This window comes from Pseudomonas sp. JAI120 (assembly GCF_014207255.1).
Classification (GTDB): Bacteria; Pseudomonadota; Gammaproteobacteria; order Pseudomonadales; family Pseudomonadaceae; genus Aquipseudomonas.
In genome coordinates, this window is the sequence record NZ_JACHCZ010000001.1 from 2,226,720 (window position 1) to 2,246,441 (window position 19,722).

Consider the following 19,722-nt stretch of genomic DNA (forward strand, 5'->3'; position numbering starts at 1 on the left):
AAGCCATGGGACGCACCCGATGAAAGCCACCACCTTGCACCTCGCCCTGATCGGCGATTACAACCCCGATGTCGTCGCACACCAGGCCATTCCCATCGCGCTGCAACGGGCCGGTGAAACCCTCGGTGTGCAGGTTCATCTGCAATGGCTCGACACCGACACCCTCACGCCCACCACAGAACTGCACAGCTTCGACGGTTTCTGGTGCGTGCCTGCCAGCCCCTACCGCGACACCGACGGTGCATTGCGGGCGATACGTTTTGCCCGCGAACAGCGGCGACCTTTCCTCGGCACTTGCGGCGGTTTTCAACACGCGGTGCTGGAATACGCCCGCAACGTGCTGGGCTGGGCCGATGCCGAACATGGCGAACTGGCGCCAGGCGCTGAACGCGCAGTGATCACCCCCCTGAGCTGCGCCCTGGTAGACGCCAGCGACAGCCTGCGTTTGACGCCCTACACGCGCATCGCCGAGGCCTACGGCCGCCTTGATATCGAGGAAGGCTATCGCTGCCGCTACGGCATAAACCCCGAATTCGCCGACGCACTGCTCGAGCGCGAGATGATTCCCAGCGGGCATGATGCGGCCGGCGATCTGCGCGCGGTGGAGTTGCTCGACCATCCGTTCTTCGTCGCCACGCTGTTCCAGCCTGAACGCGCGGCCCTCAAGGGCATCACGCCGCCCTTGGCGATTGCCCTGCTCAAGGCGTGCCAGGAGCAGTGCGCATGATCGCCACGACACCCGCCCCACCCTACTACGCAGTGATCTTCAGCTCATTGCGCACCGACGGCGATCAAGGCTACGGCCAGGCCGCCGCCCGCATGCTGGAGCTGGCTCGCGATCAACCGGGGTTTCTCGGGGTGGAATCGGCGCGGGAGGATGGCCTGGGGATTACCGTGTCGTATTGGCGCAGCGAGGCCGCGATCCTGGCCTGGAAGCAGCAGGCCGAGCATCGGGCGGTGCGTGAACAAGGACGCGCCACTTGGTACTCGGCGTTTCAGACACGGGTGTGCAAGGTGGAACGGGCCTACACATTCCAAGGCCAGTAACCGTCGTATCGCCTGGCTCTCTGTGGCGAGCGGGCTTGCCACAGAAAGCTCGCTTACCGCCTATGCCGTCTAGCTCACCAGACTGCGCAGCGCACTGATCTGTGGAATCTCCACCCGTTTCATATACACGCGCAGCGGTTCGCTGATGTTGATGCGGTCGTCGATATTTTGGTCGAGCAGCAACTGGATACGCTCGCGCGACAGGGTCATGGTCTGCTCGGGGGCCGGCAGCCAGACAAATTCAGCGGTGGGGATGATGCCGTCGTCGGCCACGTCCATGCCGAAGGAATCTTCGCTGAAACGCACGATGTACTGGCCGGTCTTGCGGTTGAGGCCAACAAAACCGTGGAGTTGGTCGGCGGCCTGGCAGATAAGCTCGGAGGTGATGCGCATGGTAAACCTCACTGAAAAGTCCCACAGGGACTGGAAAGATGGTTTACACGCGTGGCGGAAAGTACCGTCCTCTAGCGGGACGGCTGCGAGCAAGAATACTGCAATGCCGCGCAAAAAAACCGAGGAAATTGGCACATGCGCACGTTAATGTCGGTTTGGTGATGGCGCCTTTCGCAATCAATTGTTAAAAAGGAGGCCTTCTCAAAGCTACCTCCACGAAAGGACTTCGCATATGCCTGTCACGTTTTCCAAGAGCGCCCTGCTGCTCGCACTGGCCCTTGGCTTCGGCCAGGCACAGGCTGCCGAACCGATCAGCCCGGCTGAATTGGCGACAAACGAAGGCATTCCATACCCCGCCGTGATCGCTCACCGTGGCGCGTCCTACGACGCGCCGGAATCCACCGCCGCCGCCTACAAAGTCGCGCGCGACCTGGGTGCCGACTACCTGGAAATGGACCTGCAACGCAGCAAGGACGGCGTGCTGTTCGCCCTGCACGACAACAACCTGCAGCGCACCACCGACGTGGCCACCAAGTTCCCCGAGCGCAAAGACGCCCCGGCCAACGAGTTCACCTGGAAAGAACTGCAAACCCTCGACGCCGGCAGCTGGTTCAACGCCGCCTACCCGGACCGCGCGCGTCCTGGCTTCGTCGGCCTGAAGATCCAGAGCCTGGACGACATCATCAAGATCGCCGAAGGCAACCCGCAGCACAAACCCGGCCTGTACATCGAAACCAAGGAGCCCAAGCAATTCCCAGGCATCGAAGTCGACCTGAAAAACAAGCTGCTGGATAAAGGCTGGTTGAGCTCCGCCGGCTCAAAGCTGGGCAAGAGCAACACCGGCGTCGGCCAGGGCAAGGGCCGTGTGGTGCTGCAGACGTTTGAAAAAGACAGCTTGAAAGAGCTGCAGAAAGAAATGCCGAACACCCCGAAAATCCTGCTGTTGTGGGTTGGCCCGGGCAGCATCGAGCCGAAATCCACGCAGACCTTCGCCGAATCCGGCGAAACCACCAAGGCCGCCTACTACGCCAAGCAAGAGCCAAAAGACGCCGCAGAGTTCGAAAAGTGGGTCGACGAAGCCAAGAGCCTCGGCGCCATCGGTACCGGCCCATCGGCTGAGCTGACCGACCACGGCGACCAGAGCTATACCGACCTGGTGAAGCCTGAAATGAACAAGCTGACCCACGACAAGGGCCTGCTGGTGCACGTCTACACCGTGGATGAACCGGTCGACTTCGACAAAGTGATGAAAGCCGGCGTCGACGGCATCTTCACCAACCGCGCCGCCGAACTGCTGAAGTTCTACAAACGCTGGCCGTCGTCCAGCGTGCAAGACCTGCTGAACGACTACAAGTACTGAGAGCGTCGCGCATTGGTGTCAGTGCGCCATTAAGGATGAGTTAAGTTGCGCCGGTTAATCTGGCGCCACTTAAACAGCTCACCGAAGAAGGACGCACACTATGAAAACCCTGACCACCCTGTTCGCTGCCACCGCCCTGACCCTGACCGCCGGCCTGGCCCAGGCTGATGTTCGCCCGGACCACATTGAAGGCCTGCTCAAGTCCGGTGCCGTGATGCCGTTCGACAAGCTCAACGCTGCCGCCGTGGCCAAACATGCCGGTGCCACGATCAACGACACCGAACTGGACCACAACAACAGTGGCGTGCTGGTCTACGAAGTTGAGCTGACCGACACCGCCGGCAAGAAGTTTGAAGTCAAGCTCGACGCCAAGACCGGCGCCGTACTGGAAGACAAACTCGACACCTGAGTGACCCCCGTCACCTGAAACCGCGCCACCTCCGGGTGGCGCGGTTTTTTTATGCGCGCTCGCTAACCGCGCGTAGGAAAAAACACCATTCGGTGAATGAAATTACACCTTCACCACACAAGGTCGCTAAAATCCCAGGCTTCGACCTGAGCCTCTGGCTCACCACTTTGCGAGACTGCTGCATGGGGCAAAAAGCCGCCGACATCGCCACTATTGGCCGAATCAGTGCCGTACACGCGATGCTCCAAGTCATCAGCGACATGACCGGCCTGCGCTTCGCCGCGGTGGCGCGAGTGACCGACGACACCTGGACCGCCTGTGCCGTGCTCGACCAACTGGACTTCGGCCTCGGCATCGGTGGCGAGTTGGACCTGACCACCACGATCTGCCACGAAATTCGCAGCTCACATGTGTCCGTGGTGATCGACAAGGCCAGCGAAGACCCGCTCTACCACGACCACCACACGCCGCGCCTGTATCACTTCGAAAGCTATATTTCGGTGCCGGTGTTCCGCACCGACGGGCGCTTTTTCGGCACGATCTGCGCCTTGGACCCCAACCCAGCCGTGCTGCGCAGCAGCACGATCCAGTCGACCATGGAGTCGTTCGCCCGCGTGCTGTCGTTGCAGATTGAAGCCGAAGAAGCCGCGCAACAAACCCAGGCACAATTGCAGGAAGAACGCGGCACCGCCGAACTGCGCGAGCAATTTATCGCCGTGCTCGGCCATGACCTGCGCAACCCGCTGTTTGCAATTAACGTCGCTGCCGAACGGCTGCTGCGCAAGCACGCGGACCCGGCCACCGACACCCTCGTGCGGCATATCCTCACCAGCGGCCGGCGCGCTGCGCAGTTGGTGGAAGACGTGCTGGATTTCGCCAGGGGCCGCATGGGCACCGGCATCCCGCTGAACATCGGCGATTGCCAGGGTTTGCAGGCGGCATTGCAGCATGTGGTGTCGGAGGTGCAGAGCGTGCATCCGCAGCGGGTCATCCGCGCAGATATCGGCGACCTGCAAGGGGTGAGTGGTGACCGTGACCGCCTGGCGCAGTTGCTCTCCAATCTGGTCGCCAATGCCATCCACCATGGCAACCATGACGGCCCCGTGGAGGTGCATGCGCAGGTCGAGCAAGGCCGTTTCCATCTGTCGGTGAAAAACCCCGGGCAGATCAACGCCCAAGCCCTGCCCCGTCTGTTCGAGCCTTACTCACGCCCGGCGACGAACACGCCCCAGACCGGCCTGGGCCTGGGGCTGTATATCGTCAAGCAGATTGCCGAGGCCCATGGCGGTGAACTCAACGTGTCCACCAGCGCCGAGCACGGCACGGTGTTCACGTTCAGCCTGCCCACCGGCTGATCAGGCGCTCAGGCGCGCGGTCACCTCATTCAACTCGCCGGACAAGCTACGCAGGTTGTGGCTCGCCGCTTCGGTGCGCTGCACATTGTCGAGGTTGGCCGTGGCCACGGTAGTGATCTGGGTGATATTGCGCGAAATATCCTCAGCCACCGACGTCTGTTCCTCGGCCGCCGTGGCGATCTGGCGGTTCATGTCGCGGATCGCTTCCACCGCCTGGGTGATGTGATCGAGCATGGCGCCGGCCTGGCTGACTTTTTCCACACTGTCATCGCTGCACGACTGGCCGCTGACGATTGCCTCGGCGGCATCGATCGCACCGGTCTGCACGGCATGGATAATCTGGTTGATCTCGATGATCGACGCCGCCGTGCGTTGCGCCAGGCTGCGGACTTCATCGGCGACCACCGCAAAACCGCGGCCCGCCTCGCCTGCACGGGCCGCCTCGATCGCGGCGTTCAGCGCCAGCAGGTTGGTTTGCTCGGCGATCCCGCGAATCACTTCCAACACTTTGCCGATACGCACGCTGTCGGTTTCCAGGCGCCGGATGATCGTGCCGGTGTTGAGGATTTCCGTGCGCATCTGGCCGATGGTGGCGATGGTGACCTTCATCACTTCAGCGCCCTCGCGGGCCGACTGGTCAGCGTCATCGGCGGCGCGCGAGGCACTGGCGGCGTGACGGGCGACTTCCTGGGCGGTGGCCGACATTTCGGTCATGGCCGTGGCTACCTGGTCGGTGCGATTGAATTGCTCGTGGGTGCCAGTGGCCATCAGCCCGGCAATCGAGTTCAACTCGCCGCTGGCGCTGACCAGATCGGTGGCGCTGCGTTGCAAGCGACTGAAGGTTTCGGCGAGGAAGTCGCGCAGGGTATTGGCGGCAGCCGCCAATTGGCCCAGTTCATCCTGGCGCTTGCTGGTGACGCGCTCGGCAAAACGACCATGGCTCAGTTGGGTGACATAGTCGATCAGGCCACGGATCGGCAGAATCAGGTTGCGGTTGATCAGCCACAGGCTGAACAGGCCGATCAAGGCGCCCGACAGCAGCATGATTGCCAGGCCCACCATCACCGTGCGCTCGGCATAGGCGCTGATGGCCAGTGACTTTTGCGCGCCTTGTTCGCGCAGGTCGCTGACGAGAGCGCTCATCTGCTCGCTGGCGGCGCGGTCCACGCCCTTCACGGCCGTGTCGCCCGCAGTAGGATCTGCACCCGCCGCCACGTAGGCATCACGCCCGCGCTGGTAAGCGACACCCAGTTGCTGGTGTTCCTGACGCAAGGTTTCGATGCGTTGGCTCAAGGTTGCGTCGCTGCGGGTCTGGCTGACCAGGCGCGTGAGGATGCCTTGGACATCACGTTGGCGGTCCTGGAACTGGCCCCAGTACTTCTCCATGTCCTGAGGCTGTTTGCCGCGCAACAGCACGTTTTTCCATTCCTGGACCTGCACCTTGAATTGCAGGTTGGCTTCATCGATCAGTTGGGAGGTGAGCAACGGCCCTTCGAGCAAACTGCGGTAACTCTGCACACCGTTGGAGAGAAAGTTGAAACACGCCAGGGCGATCAACAGCATCGCCAGCAGGCTGCCACCGAGCAGCGACAAGATCTGTGCCCGCAGGGAGGTTCGCAAAACATTCATCGGGGAAAACCTCGAAACAGGGGAAAGGGTGCTAGCACGCCATGACTTCCCTGTCGTCAGAGGCACCACCCGTCCACAGCGGTGCTTATGGCCTGAATCGGCCGTGCTAGAGCCCTCTTGAGCGATTCCTGATGAGCGGTCAATAAAATGTCATTCAACAGAAATAAATTCAAAGCCGTCATAAAACTGTCAAATATCCCTGTAATGATTCGCCACGCGACCTGTGAAACGTCCTACAGGCCTTTTCTCTGCGAGCCTCCATGAACCACAGCATTGACCACAGCCACCAGGATTCCGATCTGTTTGGCTTGCTCTACGGTTTTCGTTTTCGCCCCGGTGAAAAGGGTGAACAGATTGATTCGGCCACCGCGCTCCAGGCCTTGCAGCAACCCGCCGATCCGGAAGAGTTCCTATGGCTGCACCTGAACCTGGCCCACGCGGCCTGTGAGCGTTGGATGCAGGCAAACCTGGATTTGCCCGAAGAATTCTTCGAAGCCCTGCACGAAGGCTCGCGCTCCACGCGTATCGAACACGTCGACTCAGCCTTGCTGGCGGTGGTCAACGACGTGGTGTTCAACTTCAGCAGCATGGTCTCGTCGGATATTTCCACGCTGTGGGTCTGCGCCCGCAGTCGGCTGTTGATCAGCGCACGCCTGCAACCCTTGCACTCGGTGGACAAGTTGCGCTCGTCGGTGAAGGCCGGCGAACACTTTCGCTCACCGCTGGAACTGCTGGTGCACCTGCTGCGCGACCAGGGTGAAGTGCTGACGCAGATCGTGCGCAAGACCAGCATCAGCGTCGACCATATCGAGGACCAGTTGCTGTCCTCGCGCCTGTCCACCAACCGCGCGGAACTGGGGGCGGCGCGCCGGGTGCTGGTGCGCCTGCAACGCCTGCTCGCGCTGGAGCCGGGTTCACTGCTGCGCCTGCTCAACCGCCCGCCGCAATGGCTGCAAAAGGAAGACGTAAAGGAATTGCGCAAATCCACCGAGGAGTTTGCGCTGATCATCAACGACCTGACGGCGCTGGGCGAACGGATCAAGCTGCTGCAGGAAGAGATCGCCGCCAACCTCAACGAGCAGAGCAGCCGCACGCTGTTCACCCTGACCGTGGTGACGGTACTGGCGTTGCCGATCAACATCATCGCCGGTTTTTTCGGCATGAACGTGGGCGGTGTGCCGCTTTCCCAGGACCCGGAGGGGTTCTGGATTTTGGTGGCGCTGGTGGCGACCTTCACATTGATTGCCGGGCGCTGGGCGTTTCGTAAGTTTTCAAATTGAAATGGGAAGGGGCTTCCCCCGATAGCCCGGCAGACAGCGCTGCTGTGGCGAGCGGGCTTGTCCCGCGTTGGGCTGCGAAGCAGCCCCAAAACCAGCCTCTACAGAGTGTCTGATACACCGCGTTCTTCTTTACTGGGGCTGCTACGCAGCCCAACGCGGGACAAGCCCGCTCGCCACAGAGAGATGTGCCTGGGTCTGAAAAGTTGTGTAGATACCCTTGGCTCCCCAGCGATTTATAGACCAGTGGCACACCCAATGACCTAAACAATGACTTGCGGCAGCATCGCTGTAATATTCTGCAACGAACATGAACGGCATCCTCTCCACACGGATGCCCCGGCATGGCCACCCCTTCCCTGACTGCTTCCACGCACTCATCCTCCGTCGATTCAAAACCGCGCCTGGACAAGAAACCCAGCCTGGTGACAGTAATCGTTTTCTTCGCCGTACTCGCCATGGGCCTGTTGTTTACCGCCTACAGCCTTATGCACGACATGCACGAAATGGGCGCCCAGCTCACCACATGGACACCGTTCCTGCTGCTGGGTGTGGCGCTGTTGATCGCCCTGGGTTTCGAGTTCGTCAACGGCTTCCACGACACCGCCAACGCCGTCGCGACGGTGATCTACACCAACTCGCTGCCGCCGCAGTTTGCGGTGGTGTGGTCGGGCTTTTTCAACTTCCTCGGTGTGCTGCTGTCCAGCGGCGCGGTGGCGTTCGGCATCATTGCCTTGCTGCCGGTGGAGCTGATTTTGCAGGTGGGTTCATCGGCCGGTTTCGCCATGATCTTCGCCTTGCTGATCGCCGCGATCCTATGGAACCTCGGCACCTGGTGGCTGGGTTTGCCGGCCTCATCGTCCCACACCCTGATCGGTTCGATCATCGGCGTCGGCGTGGCCAATGCCTTGATGCACGGCCGTGACGGCACCAGCGGTGTGGACTGGAGCCAGGCGATCAAGATCGGCTATGCACTGCTGCTCTCGCCGCTGATCGGCTTCGCCTTCGCCGCCTTGCTGTTGCTGGCCCTGCGCGCCTTTGTGAAAAACCGCGCGCTGTACAAAGCCCCTAAAGGCGACACTCCGCCGCCGTGGTGGATCCGCGGCATGCTGATCGTCACCTGCACCGGCGTGTCCTTCGCCCATGGCTCCAACGATGGGCAAAAAGGCATGGGCCTGATCATGCTGATCCTGGTCGGCACCCTGCCGATGGCCTATGCGCTGAACCGTGCCATGCCGGCCGAGCAGTCGTTGCAATTTGCCGCAGTCGCCGAAGTGACCCAGGTGGCGCTGATGAAAACGGCGCCGCTGGCGTTGGCGGGAGACCCTCGGCCGGTTCTTTCGGCCTACATGCGCACCAAGGAAGCCACGCCCGAGTTGATTCCAGCCCTCGCCGCCCTCGCCGGCCAGATCGGTGACCAGGTCAAAGGCTACGGTTCCCTGGCCAAAGTTCCCGCCGAAGCCGTGGGCAACGTGCGGAACGATATGTACCTGAGCAGCGAAACCATTCGCCTGATGGACAAAGGCAAGGTCGGCAATTTCGACGCTGACACCCAAGACAAGCTGCAACTGTTCAAGCAACAGATCGACGATGCCACGCGCTTTATTCCGCTGTGGGTGAAGATTGTCGTGGCCATCGCCCTGGGGCTTGGCACCATGGTCGGTTGGAAGCGCATCGTGGTCACCGTGGGCGAGAAGATCGGCAAGACCCATCTGACTTACGCCCAGGGCGCCTCGGCCGAGACCGTGGCGATGCTGACCATTGGTGCAGCGGATATGTTCGGGCTGCCGGTGTCGACCACCCATGTGTTGTCGTCGGGTGTGGCGGGGACCATGGTGGCTAATGGGGGTGGGTTGCAGATGCGGACGATCCGCAATTTGCTGATGGCGTGGGTGCTCACCTTGCCGGCGGCGATTCTGCTATCCGGTAGCCTGTACTGGCTGTTCACCAAACTGTTCTGACACAACCCAGATTGAAAATGTGGGAGGGAGCTTGCCCCCTCCCACATTTGGATGTGTGTCGTGTCAGTTGTTGAAGAGTCCCGCCATGGCCTTGAGCCGTTTCTTGTAGACCCGCCGCGCCTCCAGCGCCTCCTCCAAGGTCACCGCCACAAACCCCGCCCGCTGGTTCGGCTGCATCTGCCCGATCAAGTCCAGGTCGGCACTGATCACCGTGCCGATCATCGCGTAACCACCGCCGGATACCGCATCGCGGTGCAGCACAATCGGCTCCAGCCCGGCCGGTACCTGGATCGAGCCAATCGGGTAGCAACTGTCGACGATATTCGACGGATCCGACCCCGCGCCAAACGGCTGCTCACGCGGCTGAAAGCTCAGCGCACTGCCGCCCTTGAAGCGATAGCCGATGCGGTCCGCCTCGGAACCGACCGTCCACGGCTCCGCAAAAAAACTGCTCTTGGCTCCTGCGGTCAAGCGCTCGTAATACAGCCCCGGCACCACGCGCAACGTGACATCACCGCCCACCGAGCGGCGCAACGCCATCGGCAAACTGTTGCCCGCACGTCCGAGACCGCTGGCGTTGCCGATGGGCAATTCATCGCCCTCCTGCAAGCGTCGGCCGTGGAAACCTCCGAGTGCACCGAGGGTGTAAGTGGAACGGCTGCCGAGCACCAACGGCACGTCAATGCCACCGGCGACGGCGAGGTAAGTGCGGGCACCTGCCTTGGGAAATTCGAAACGCAGCACCTGCCCGGCACGCACCTCAAAGGCGGTGTCCTGATGCACCACTTCACCGTCCAGGCGCGGCGACATCAATGCACCGCTGAGCGCGACCAGGGTATCTCGTTGAAACGCCAGTTCGGGCCCGATCAAGGTGCATTCCAGGCCGGCCGCCCCCACCGGGTTACCCACCAGATGGTTGGCTGCACTCAAGGCGTATTGGTCCAATGCACCCGATGGCGGAATGCCCAGGTGGTAATAACCTTCGCGGCCAAGGTCCTGCACAGAGGTGGCGAGGCCGGGTTTGAGAACCTTGATCATGCCAGCGCCTCCTGCAGGGTTTTCGGGTAGCCGATGGGGTCGGCGAGAAACGCATCGAGGGAAAATTCCACCGGGCGAATGCGCAGGTCGAAACGGCCTGCCTCCACCTCGGCAACGGCCAGGTCGTAGGCGTCCCGGTCGATAGGTTTGAATTGCACGATGTCACCCGGCCGGAAGAACACCATATGCGCCTTGAGGTAGGCCAACTGCTGGGCCGGGTCGTAGATCGGCGCGGGGGTCACGCCAAACATCTGGTAGCCGCCGGCGCCGCGCACCGAGTAGATGCAGCCGAAGCAACCGCCATGGCCGAGGGTCAGCTTCGGCGTGTCGGTGCGCGGGCGCAGGTACTTGGGCACCTGCAACTGCCGCTCGCGCTCGACCATCTGGAACATGAACGGCAAGCCCGCGACAAAGCCGACCATCGAGACAAACCACGGCGCGCCGCTGTGGGCGGCGATAAACGCTTCGACATCGGCCAGGCCATTGATGCGTGCGGCGTATTCCAGGTCGGTGGCGCTGGGGTCTTGATGGCGGTCGCGAAACCGCATCAGGGTTTCATGGGTCCAGGGGTCGTTATAGAGCACCGGGATTTCGATGATGCGTGTGTGCAGGGTGCGTTCGGCCACGGCCTGGGCTTCGGCGCTTTGCACAGCGTCGAGCAGCACATGGGGGGCGATGCGGTCGGGGTCGAAGCGAATCTGGAACGATGCATTGGCCAGGCACACATCCAGCACGCCGTCCAGCGCCAGGCGCTCCACGGCACGGGTCACGGCCATGCCCTTGAAAAAAGCCTGCAGGGACATGCTCTCGCTGACTTCGGCAAACAGGTGTTCATCACCGCCGAAGCTGTAGCGAATGGGGGACGTTTCAGCCATGTCTGTTCCTCTTGGAATCGTTATAGAAAGGCAGGCAAAAAAGTAAATGTACGATCTTATTCGGGTGTTTTGACGGTGATGCCGGCCTGGTCCAACGCCTCACGGGTGGCTTCCACCAACTCCAGTGCGCCGGGGGTGTCGCTGTGCAGGCAGATGGAATCGAATTCGATAAACAGGTCTTCGCCTTCTACGGTACGCACCAGCCCCGTCTGACACGCCCTCAGGACACGGGCCGCGACCGTGGCCGGATCCAGCGCACGTACGTTGCGGGTAAACACAATGGAGCCGGTCAGATCGTACTCACGATCGGCATAGAATTCGCGCACCACCGGTTGCCCGAGTTCCTTGGCCACGCGCCAGATCACCGAGTTGGGCATGCAGTACAGCAACAGCGTCGGCTCGATGATTTGCAGGTTTTGTACCAGCAGGCGCGCGGCTTCTTCGTCGCGGGCCAGGTGCATGTAGAGCGCGCCGTGAGGCTTGATATGTTGCAGCGTCATGCCTTGGGCGCGGGCGATTTCGCGCAGGGCGCCCAGTTGGTAGAGCATGTCGTCGACCAGCTCCTGGGCCGGCGCATTGATATGCCGACGACCGAAGCCCACCAGGTCGCGAAAGCCCGGGTGTGCGCCGATGGCCACGCCCAGTTGCTTGGCACGCGCGACGGTGCGGCGCATGGTGCCGGGGTCGCCGGCATGGAAGCCGGTGGCGATATTGGCCGAGCTGATATAGGCCATCAGCTCCGCGTCGACGCCGTCGCCGATGGTCCAGGGACCGAAGCCTTCGCCCATGTCTGAATTGAAATCCACTGCCTGCATCGGGGACGCTCCGCCAAAAGGTAATGCTCGAAAGTAGGCTGCGGCTTGACCCCTTGGGAAGATCTATTATCAGATGGCCTATCTTCTGAAAATCAGATAAAGCCATGTCCCTGACCTTGCGCCAAATCCGCTACTTCGTCGCCACCGCCGAAATCGGCCAGATTTCCCAGGCGGCGATTCACCTGAACATCTCCCAGTCTGCGGTGACCACGGCGATCAAGGAGCTGGAAGCCCTGCTTGGCGTGCAGTTGTTTGTGCGCTCGGCCCAGGGCATGAACCTGACCGATGCCGGGCGGCACTTTCTCAACCGCGCCTACGTGATTGTGCGCAGTGTCGACGACGCGCTGAACAGCCCGTTGCCCGACTACCGCGCCAGCGGCGTGCTGCGCCTGGCGGCCAGCTACACGGTGCTGGGTTACTTCCTGCCCCATCACCTGCAGCGCATGGAGCACTGGCACCCGGATGTGACGCTGGAGGTGTTCGAGCAGGAGCGCCAGGCTATCGAACAGGGCCTGCTCGACGGCCAGTTCGACATGGCCGTGGTCCTCACCGCAAACCTCACCCACCCGGCGATCGTCTCGGAGATCCTGTTCAACTCGGAACGTCGTTTATGGCTGCCCAGCCATCACCCATTGTGCGAACGCGGCGCCGTGAGCCTGGCAGATGTGGCGCAGGAGCCGTACATCCTGCTCACCGTCGATGAGGCCGAACACAGCGCCATGCGTTATTGGGAACAGGCCGGGCAAACACCCAAGGTGCGGCTGCGCACCAGTTCGGTGGAGGCGGTGCGCAGCATGGTCGCCAATGGCAGCGGCGTGGCAATCCTGTCGGACCTGGTGCACCGGCCCTGGTCGCTGGAAGGCAAGCGCATCGAAACCCTGACCATCACCGATCCCGTCACGCCCATGAGCGTCGGACTGGCCTGGCACCGCGAGCGCACCTTTACCCCGGCAATGCAGGCGTTTCGCGATTACTTCCACGATGCCTTCCTGGCGCCGCAACAGCTGTCGGCGCGGCGTTAAAGCTGCGAATGCAGGATGGCCGCCAGCCAGTCCATGAACACCCGCACCCGCAGCGGCAAATGCCGTTGTCCGGCGTAGAGCAGGGACACATCCAGCGACGGGGCCGGATAGTCCGGCAGGAACGCCACCAGCTCCCCGCTCGCCAATTCTTCGCCCATGCCCAGGGCCGGTGCCTGAATAATCCCGAAACCGCCCAGGCAGGCAGACTTGTAAGCATCGGTGCTGTTGACCGTGACCCGCCCGGCCATGGGGATGCGCAGCACCTTGTTGCCCTGCACGTACTCAAACCCCGCCGAGCGTGAACCCAACGGCCGCACGTAATGCACCAGGTGGTGATCGGCCAGGTCGGCCAGGGTCTGCGGCACGCCGTAGCGTTGCAGGTAGGTGGCGCTCGCGCAATTGATCATCGGCATGCTGCACAGCAGCCGCGCCACCACGCTCTGGTCCGGCTGCGCCCCCACGCGCAGCACACAATCGAAGCCCTCGGCGAGCAGGTCGACCTGGCGGTCGGTGGTGCTGATCTCCAGCTCGATCAGCGGGTGCGCGTCCATGAATTGCGGCAAACGCGGCAGGATCAAGTCCCGCGCCATCACGTTAGGCATGTCCACCCGAATCCGTCCGGCCAGTTGCGCTTCGTCCTGGCGAAACAGCCCTTCGAGTTCTTCCATGTGCGCGAGCAAATCCTTGCTGCGCTCATACAGCACGCGGCCGTCCTGGGTGGCCTGCACCTTGCGCGTGGTGCGCTGCAACAGGCGTGCGCCGAGCAGTTCTTCCAGTGCCTGCACATGCTCCGACACGGTGGAGCGCGGCAGGCCCAGGCTCTCGCCGGCGCCGGTGAAACTCGACAGCTCAGTGACGCGCACAAAGGTGCGCAGCAGCTCCAGTTTGTTCATGGGATTGTTCGCCTTATTCGGCCAGTGATTCCGGTTTAGCGCTATTTATCACGTTATGAGCGGACAAATACACTTCTTCCCACAGTCACTCACCGAGGAAAACACCATGACCCGTAAGATCGCATTGATCACCGGCGCCAGCCGCGGCCTGGGCAAAAACGCCGCGCTGCACCTGGCGGCACAAGGCGTCGACATCATCGGCACTTATCACAGCAAGGCCGATGAAGCGCAGGCATTGGTCGCACAGATCGAACAGCTGGGCGGCCGTGCTGCCATGCTGAAACTGGATGTGGGACAAAGCGCGACGTTCGGTGATTTTGTCGACGACGTTGCTGGGGTACTCAAGGAAGTTTTCGCACAGGACCACTTCGATTTTCTGATCAACAACGCCGGTATCGGCATTCACGCCAGCTTTGCCGAGACCACCGAAGCGCAGTTCGATCAGTTGGTGGCGATCCAATTCAAGGGCCCGTTTTTCCTGACCCAACAGCTGTTGCCGTTGATCCGCGACGGCGGCCGCATCCTCAATGTCTCCAGTGGCCTGACGCGCTTCAGCCTGCCTGGCTACGCCGCCTACGCCGCGATGAAAGGCGCGATGGACGTGTTGACCCGCTACCAGGCCAAAGAACTGGGCGGCCGTGGCATCAGCGTTAACATCCTGGCCCCCGGCGCGATTGAAACCGACTTCGGAGGCGGTGCGGTGCGCGATAACGCCGAGCTCAACGCCATGGTCGCTAGCAATACCGCTTTGGGCCGCGCGGGGTTACCGGATGATATTGGCGGAGCCATCGCCAGCCTGCTCGCCGACGGTAGCGCCTGGATCACGGGCCAGCGTATCGAGGCGTCGGGCGGCATGTTTCTGTAGGAGCTTGTCGCGCAGCACGTCATACCCCCAGTGATACACATAGGTGTACGGCAGGAAAAACAGCAGTACGCCTATGTCGAGGATAAACGCCTGCACCAGACTGATGTTCAGCCAGGCGGCAATCAGCGGCACGCACACCAGGATCAACCCACCTTCAAACATCAAGGCATGCAGCACTCGGGTCCAGCCGTTGTTGGCCAGTTGCAGGCGCGCCTTGAGGCGGTCGAACAGGCCATTGAAAATCACGTTCCAGGTCAGCGCCAACAGGCTGATCGCCAGGGTGACCATGCCCATCTCCAGGGCAGGCTTGTCCATGATCCACGCCAGCAACGGGGTGCAGATCAACAACGCCAGGGCTTCGAAACCAATGGCCTGGCAAACGCGTTCAGTAATCGACTTGGTGGGGTTCATGACCCGGCTCCGTGAGTGACGACGGTTGCCATCATTAGCCTTTGACTCGATACTTCATAACCAATAACCATCGATCAAGGCGATAGTCATGGCCTCTAACGAAGTGCTGCAGGCGTTTGTGCAGGCGGCCACCCAAGGCTCGTTTTCGGCGGCGGCGCGCAAGCTCGGCAAGAGCCAGTCCACCGTCAGCGCAGCCGTGGCGGGCCTGGAGATTGACCTGGATGTGGTGCTGTTTGATCGCAGCAGCCGTAAGCCGACACTGACGCCAGCGGGCCATGTGTTGCTGCAACGGGCCGAGCAGGTGCTGGAGGCCAGTAGTCGGCTGGAATTGGCGGCGAGCCAGTTGGCCCAGGGGTTGGAGCCGAAGCTGAGTATCGCCATGTCGGACACCTACCAGTCCGACCGTTTCGAGGTCGCCCTCAGCGCGTTTGAACAACGCTACCCGGACCTTGAGCTGGAATGCCTGATCGCCGAATGCGAAGACCTGATCGCCCTGGTCCAAAGTGGTCGGGCGCAGATCGCGTTTATTGAACACCAGGAAGCGTACCCGCCAGACCTGACCCGCGCGCCCGTGGACGAGCGCACGGAAATCGCCCTGTTCGTGTCACCGAAACATCCGCTGGCGGGCGTTGACACCCTCACCGCGCACGCCCTGCAACAGCACCGCGAATTGCGCCTGGCAAGCATCATCAACCCGAATGAAATCCGTGCCAACGGCCGCGTCTGGTCGGCCCCCAGTTACCTGATGCTGTTGGAGATGGCCCAGTTGGGTTTCGGCTGGGCACCGATTCCGCGCTGGCTGGTGGAACGCTTTGGTGGCGGGCAACTGGTCGAACTCAAGGCACGCGGTTGGCCGCGTTCGGTGGCCGTGGATGCACTGTGGTCACGCCACCATCCGCCGGGGCCGGCGGGGAGCTGGTTGCTGGGGAAGATGTTGGAGTGATTTTTTTCAGACAATGAAGATTAAGGTGGGAGGGGGCTTGCCCCCGATGACGGTGGGTCAGTAACCCAATACAGCGACTGACACCCTGCTATCGGGGGCAAGCCCCCTCCCACATTTTTGATCTTCATTGCTTGGGGAGATTGAGTTCGGCCAGGCGGTGTTCAAGGAAATGCTTTTCCGGGATTTGCCGGGTCAGTGACAGGGCTTTTTCGTAGGCTGTCCGGGCCTCTTCCACCCGCCCCAACTGCCGGCAAAACTCGCCCCGCGCCGAATGCGCCAGGTGGTAATCCAGCAATTCCCCACGCGCCAGAATGCCTTCCACCAACTGCAACCCCGCCAGCGGCCCTTCGCGCATGGCCACCGCCACGGCGCGGTTCAACTCGATCACCGGCGACGGCATGGCCCTGAGCAATACATCGTAGAGCCCGATAATCTGCGGCCAATCCGTTTCCCCGGCGTTGGGTGCCTCGGCATGCACCGCTGCAATCGCCGCCTGCAGGCAATACGGGCCAAAACCACATTGGGTCAGTGCCTGCTCCACCAGCGCACAACCTTCAGCCATCAAGCACACATCCCACCGCGAACGGTCCTGTTCATCCAACAACACCAGTTCGCCGCTGGCCGAGGTGCGCGCCGCGCGGCGGGATTCGTGCAACAGCATCAGCGCCAGCAGGCCCATCACTTCCGGCTCCGGCAGTAATTCCAGGAGCAGGCGGCCGAGGCGAATGGCTTCGCGGGTCAATTCCTCGCGCGTGAGGTCCGCGCCCATGGACGCCGAATAGCCTTCGTTGAAGACCAGGTAAATCACGCGCAGCACGCTGTCGAGGCGCTCGGGTAGCTCGGCCAGTGACGGCACTTGATAAGGGATTTTGGCCTCGCGAATCTTGCCCTTGGCGCGCACGATGCGCTGGGCGATGGTGGCCGGGGTGGCCAGAAAGGCACGGGCGATTTCTTCGGTGGTGAGGTCGCAGATCTCACGCAAGGTCAGCGCCGCCTGGGCGTCGGCCGCCAACGCTGGGTGGCAGCAGGTGAAGATCAGGCGCAGGCGGTCGTCTTCCACGTCCTCAACGCTCCAGTCGGCGGCTTCCAGTGTGTCGGCCTGCGCCTGCAACAAGGGCGCGAAACGGGCTTGGCGGCGCAGGCGGTCGATGGCCTTGAAGCGCCCGGTCGACACCAGCCAGGCCCGTGGGTTGTCCGGCACACCGTCCTGCTGCCAGCGTTCGACCGCAACGAAGAAGGCCTCGTGCAAGGCCTCTTCGGCGAGGTCGAAATCACCGAGCAGGCGGATCAGCGTAGCCAGGACGCGCCGGGATTCGCTGCGGTAAATGGCCTCGATTGCAGACGTCAATCAGGCATGCCCTGGGTCACCAGCGTCACCAGGCGGTCCAGGCTCTGGCCCCATCCGTCGTGAAAGCCCATGGCCTCGTGGGCCTGTTTGTCTTCAGCGCTCCAGTGCATGGCGCGGGCGGTGTAGAGAGTCTTGTTGCCCTCGACTTCCTGCAGGGTCACTTCAGCGGTCATGAACGGTTTGCCCGAAGGGATCCAGCCCGGCGTATAGGCGTCGGTAAACACCAGGCGCCGAGGGGCGACGATCTCCAGGAACACGCCCTGGGTCGGGTACTCACTGCCATCCGGCGCACGCATCAGGGTGCGAAACAGGCCACCGACCCACAGGTTCATTTCGCACTCGGGGGTGGTCATGCCATGGGGCCCCCACCATTGCTGCAGCAAGGCGGGTTCGGTCCAGGCGCGGAATACACGGCTGCGCGGTGCATCGATCACACGGCTGATGGACAGTTCAAATTCGGCAGGTTGCGTAGGCATGGGTAAACCTCCTGAATCTTATGCTTATGGTTGTTGAGTTCAGAGATTCAATTCGCGCACGGGGCGCACTTCCACACTGCCGACCCGGGCGGCCGGAATGCCACCGGCCACTTGGATCGCTTCATTCAAGTCCCGCGCCTCGATCAGATAGAACCCGGCGAGCTGTTCCTTGGTTTCGGCAAACGGCCCGTCGGTGATCGACAGCTTGCCGTTGCGCATGCGCACGGTGGTGGCGCTGCTTACCGACTCCAACGGCTCAGCGGCGAGCATCCGGCCGCTGTCGTGGATGGCCTGCGCGTAGGCGAAACACTCCGGGTCTGCGGGGCTGTCCGGCGAGGTGTGCAGCACCTGTTCGTTGCTGTAGATCAGGCAGAGGTATTTCATGTGCGTCTCCGTTTTCGCAACTATTGACTATAGTTCGCAGCACTCAAGGTTTCAGGTCGAACAGTGCCGTGCCACTTGCCATGTCAAACGGCGCCGACCAATGCTCATGCACCACCTTCCAGTCGCCGTTAAAGCATTGATAACCGGCCGTCACCCGCATCCAGCAGGCCTTCACTTCACCGTCCGGCCCGGCGCCGCCGCAGTGGGCCAGCCAGTGGGCGAATGCGCTGTCCCGGGACTCGACGATACGCAGTTCGTGGAACTCGAAAATACCTGGGCCAGGGCAGTGCTCCATGCAGGCTTCCCAGTGCGCACGGTAGGCGGCCTTGCCTTTGAATTGCAGGGCGGTCACGGCGTCGAACGAGACGATATCGTCGGCGTAATAGCTGACAATCTTATCGATATTCCGCGAAAGCACGGCGTGCTTCCATTCTTCGATCAGGGTGTTGATTGCGGTACTCATGGCGATACTCCTTCGGGTTGGAAAATCACGGAAGACACCCTTAGTCGAACGGCCTGCGGGCAAATCGACAGCCCGTTGAAAAATAATATCGTCCAGCACAAAACCGCTAGACTGCGCCCTTCTTTGCAGCTGTTCGGACACGCCGATGCAAACCCGCCTTGTCGCTTACGAGACGCTGAATGCTGTGCAACAACAGCACGTCAGCGCCATCGAAGTTCACCCTGAGCAGTTGCCGTTTTCCGGCGACATGTATTGCGCCCTCAACTCGCTGCTGGCCAAGCCCAGCCCCGGCGTCAAGGGCTTTGCCCTGCTGGCCGACGACATTCCGGTGGCCTTCCTCCTGCTTAAACGCCCGCCCTGCCTGCCCCATTGGGCCGATGAACACAGCGCGACGCTGCACGCGTTGCAGGTGGATCGGCAGCAGCAAGGGCGTGGATTCGGCAAGGCGTGCTTGCAGGCGCTGCCGGCTGCGGCATTGCAGGCGTGGCCGCAGATCAAGGCGCTGGAGTTGTCGGTGGACACGCACAATGTGGCGGCGATGGGGTTGTATCTGGGGGCTGGGTGGGTGGACAGCGGGGAGGCGTATAAGGGACGGATTGGGTATGAGCGGAGGTTGAGGTGGGTGTTGGGTCGAAACGGTGTTGGCCTGCTTTAAATGTCACGTATAGATGACTTACCCGATAAAAAGTAATGAATATGTGACATGAATATTTCAGTTATCGCTCAGCAACCCGACAGCCAAGTTCGCGCCATGCGTC

Annotated in this window: 22 protein-coding genes and 1 pseudogene; 11 read left to right on the forward strand and 12 right to left on the reverse strand. The window is 61.8% G+C overall.

From position 1 onward, the window contains the following. Positions 1-19: 19 nt before the first annotated feature. Together HDC32_RS10475 and HDC32_RS10480 are read left to right on the forward strand one after the other, a co-directional pair. Entirely contained in the window at positions 20-727 is a 708-nt protein-coding gene (locus tag HDC32_RS10475) for a CTP synthase (RefSeq protein WP_131697817.1), read from the forward strand. Further along, positions 724-1,047: an antibiotic biosynthesis monooxygenase gene (locus HDC32_RS10480; RefSeq protein WP_131697818.1), complete on the forward strand. Its 324-nt coding sequence runs from the start codon at positions 724-726 to the stop codon at positions 1,045-1,047. The genes HDC32_RS10475 and HDC32_RS10480 overlap by 4 nt, the downstream gene beginning before the upstream one ends. A gap of 69 nt (positions 1,048-1,116) precedes the next feature. On the opposite strand, the gene HDC32_RS10485 is transcribed toward HDC32_RS10480, so the two are convergent. Then, positions 1,117-1,440: a DUF2025 family protein gene (locus HDC32_RS10485; protein WP_027605634.1), complete on the reverse strand. Its 324-nt coding sequence runs from the start codon at positions 1,438-1,440 to the stop codon at positions 1,117-1,119. A 232-nt stretch (positions 1,441-1,672) separates the two neighbouring features. Here HDC32_RS10485 and HDC32_RS10490 point away from each other — a divergent pair, with 232 nt between their 5' ends. The 3 genes from HDC32_RS10490 (at position 1,673) to HDC32_RS10500 (ending at position 4,564) form a co-directional block, all read left to right on the forward strand. After that, positions 1,673-2,800, forward strand: a complete 1,128-nt coding sequence (locus HDC32_RS10490; RefSeq protein ID WP_145337925.1) for a glycerophosphodiester phosphodiesterase family protein — start codon at positions 1,673-1,675, stop codon at positions 2,798-2,800. 100 nt (positions 2,801-2,900) lie between these two features. Continuing rightward, positions 2,901-3,209, forward strand: coding sequence for a PepSY domain-containing protein (locus HDC32_RS10495; RefSeq protein WP_145337923.1), 309 nt, complete (start codon positions 2,901-2,903; stop codon positions 3,207-3,209). A gap of 182 nt (positions 3,210-3,391) precedes the next feature. Continuing rightward, positions 3,392-4,564: a GAF domain-containing sensor histidine kinase gene (locus HDC32_RS10500; protein ID WP_131697820.1), complete on the forward strand. Its 1,173-nt coding sequence runs from the start codon at positions 3,392-3,394 to the stop codon at positions 4,562-4,564. Here the strand turns inward: HDC32_RS10500 and HDC32_RS32435 are convergent, their stop codons facing one another. Both HDC32_RS32435 and HDC32_RS32440 read right to left on the reverse strand, forming a co-directional pair. Beyond that, complete coding sequence (locus HDC32_RS32435) at positions 4,565-5,332, reverse strand: methyl-accepting chemotaxis protein (protein WP_409438470.1); 768 nt, start codon at positions 5,330-5,332, stop codon at positions 4,565-4,567. 117 nt (positions 5,333-5,449) lie between these two features. Further along, positions 5,450-6,193 (reverse strand): annotated as a pseudogene (locus HDC32_RS32440) (methyl-accepting chemotaxis protein); the annotation flags it as partial. Between the two features lie 260 nt (positions 6,194-6,453). On the opposite strand from HDC32_RS32440, the gene HDC32_RS10510 reads away from it, so the two are divergent. Both HDC32_RS10510 and HDC32_RS10515 read left to right on the forward strand, forming a co-directional pair. After that, positions 6,454-7,473, forward strand: coding sequence for a transporter (locus HDC32_RS10510; protein WP_131697822.1), 1,020 nt, complete (start codon positions 6,454-6,456; stop codon positions 7,471-7,473). 341 nt (positions 7,474-7,814) lie between these two features. After that, positions 7,815-9,431 (forward strand): inorganic phosphate transporter, encoded by a 1,617-nt coding sequence (locus tag HDC32_RS10515; protein WP_131697823.1) that lies wholly within the window; start codon positions 7,815-7,817, stop codon positions 9,429-9,431. A 63-nt stretch (positions 9,432-9,494) separates the two neighbouring features. Here the strand turns inward: HDC32_RS10515 and HDC32_RS10520 are convergent, their stop codons facing one another. The 3 genes from HDC32_RS10520 to HDC32_RS10530 are packed head-to-tail and all read right to left on the reverse strand — an operon-like array spanning position 9,495 to position 12,159. Next, a complete protein-coding gene (locus HDC32_RS10520; RefSeq protein WP_184743859.1) occupies positions 9,495-10,469 on the reverse strand; it encodes a biotin-dependent carboxyltransferase family protein in 975 nt (324 codons plus the stop codon). Beyond that, entirely contained in the window at positions 10,466-11,344 is an 879-nt protein-coding gene (locus tag HDC32_RS10525; protein ID WP_184743861.1) for an allophanate hydrolase subunit 1, read from the reverse strand. Before HDC32_RS10525 ends, HDC32_RS10520 begins: the two co-directional genes overlap by 4 nt. Positions 11,345-11,400: 56 nt before the next feature. Further along, positions 11,401-12,159: a 5-oxoprolinase subunit PxpA gene (locus HDC32_RS10530; protein WP_184743864.1), complete on the reverse strand. Its 759-nt coding sequence runs from the start codon at positions 12,157-12,159 to the stop codon at positions 11,401-11,403. Positions 12,160-12,263: 104 nt separating this feature from the next. Here HDC32_RS10530 and HDC32_RS10535 point away from each other — a divergent pair, with 104 nt between their 5' ends. Beyond that, positions 12,264-13,181 carry a LysR family transcriptional regulator gene (locus HDC32_RS10535; RefSeq protein WP_184743867.1) on the forward strand — a complete coding sequence of 306 codons (918 nt, stop codon included), beginning with the start codon at positions 12,264-12,266 and terminating at the stop codon, positions 13,179-13,181. Here HDC32_RS10535 and HDC32_RS10540 read toward each other — a convergent pair. Then, complete coding sequence (locus tag HDC32_RS10540) at positions 13,178-14,074, reverse strand: LysR family transcriptional regulator (protein ID WP_131697826.1); 897 nt, start codon at positions 14,072-14,074, stop codon at positions 13,178-13,180. The two genes, HDC32_RS10535 and HDC32_RS10540, sit on opposite strands and share 4 nt — an antisense overlap. 106 nt (positions 14,075-14,180) lie before the next feature. Here HDC32_RS10540 and HDC32_RS10545 point away from each other — a divergent pair, with 106 nt between their 5' ends. After that, positions 14,181-14,939: an SDR family NAD(P)-dependent oxidoreductase gene (locus tag HDC32_RS10545; protein WP_131697827.1), complete on the forward strand. Its 759-nt coding sequence runs from the start codon at positions 14,181-14,183 to the stop codon at positions 14,937-14,939. Here the strand turns inward: HDC32_RS10545 and HDC32_RS10550 are convergent. Beyond that, positions 14,838-15,350, reverse strand: coding sequence for a multidrug/biocide efflux PACE transporter (locus HDC32_RS10550; RefSeq protein ID WP_184743870.1), 513 nt, complete (start codon positions 15,348-15,350; stop codon positions 14,838-14,840). The two genes, HDC32_RS10545 and HDC32_RS10550, sit on opposite strands and share 102 nt — an antisense overlap. 88 nt (positions 15,351-15,438) lie before the next feature. Between HDC32_RS10550 and HDC32_RS10555 the strand changes: the two genes are divergently transcribed. Then, complete coding sequence (locus tag HDC32_RS10555) at positions 15,439-16,293, forward strand: LysR family transcriptional regulator (RefSeq protein WP_184743871.1); 855 nt, start codon at positions 15,439-15,441, stop codon at positions 16,291-16,293. Between the two features lie 124 nt (positions 16,294-16,417). On the opposite strand, the gene HDC32_RS10560 is transcribed toward HDC32_RS10555, so the two are convergent. Genes HDC32_RS10560 through HDC32_RS10575 form a run of 4 tightly spaced genes read right to left on the reverse strand, consistent with a single transcriptional unit; the run spans position 16,418 to position 18,964 of the window. After that, positions 16,418-17,641 carry an RNA polymerase sigma factor gene (locus HDC32_RS10560; protein WP_184743874.1) on the reverse strand — a complete coding sequence of 408 codons (1,224 nt, stop codon included), beginning with the start codon at positions 17,639-17,641 and terminating at the stop codon, positions 16,418-16,420. Beyond that, the gene (locus HDC32_RS10565; RefSeq protein WP_131697831.1) at positions 17,638-18,117 is read right to left on the reverse strand and encodes an SRPBCC family protein; all 480 of its coding nucleotides are present in this window, start codon (positions 18,115-18,117) and stop codon (positions 17,638-17,640) included. The genes HDC32_RS10560 and HDC32_RS10565 overlap by 4 nt, the downstream gene beginning before the upstream one ends. Positions 18,118-18,156: 39 nt before the next feature. After that, positions 18,157-18,501 carry a YciI family protein gene (locus tag HDC32_RS10570; protein WP_131697832.1) on the reverse strand — a complete coding sequence of 115 codons (345 nt, stop codon included), beginning with the start codon at positions 18,499-18,501 and terminating at the stop codon, positions 18,157-18,159. A 43-nt stretch (positions 18,502-18,544) separates the two neighbouring features. Next, positions 18,545-18,964, reverse strand: a complete 420-nt coding sequence (locus HDC32_RS10575) for a nuclear transport factor 2 family protein (protein WP_167655086.1) — start codon at positions 18,962-18,964, stop codon at positions 18,545-18,547. 145 nt (positions 18,965-19,109) lie between these two features. On the opposite strand from HDC32_RS10575, the gene HDC32_RS10580 reads away from it, so the two are divergent. Beyond that, a complete protein-coding gene (locus HDC32_RS10580) occupies positions 19,110-19,619 on the forward strand; it encodes a GNAT family N-acetyltransferase (RefSeq protein ID WP_167655087.1) in 510 nt (169 codons plus the stop codon). Positions 19,620-19,722: the final 103 nt, after the last annotated feature.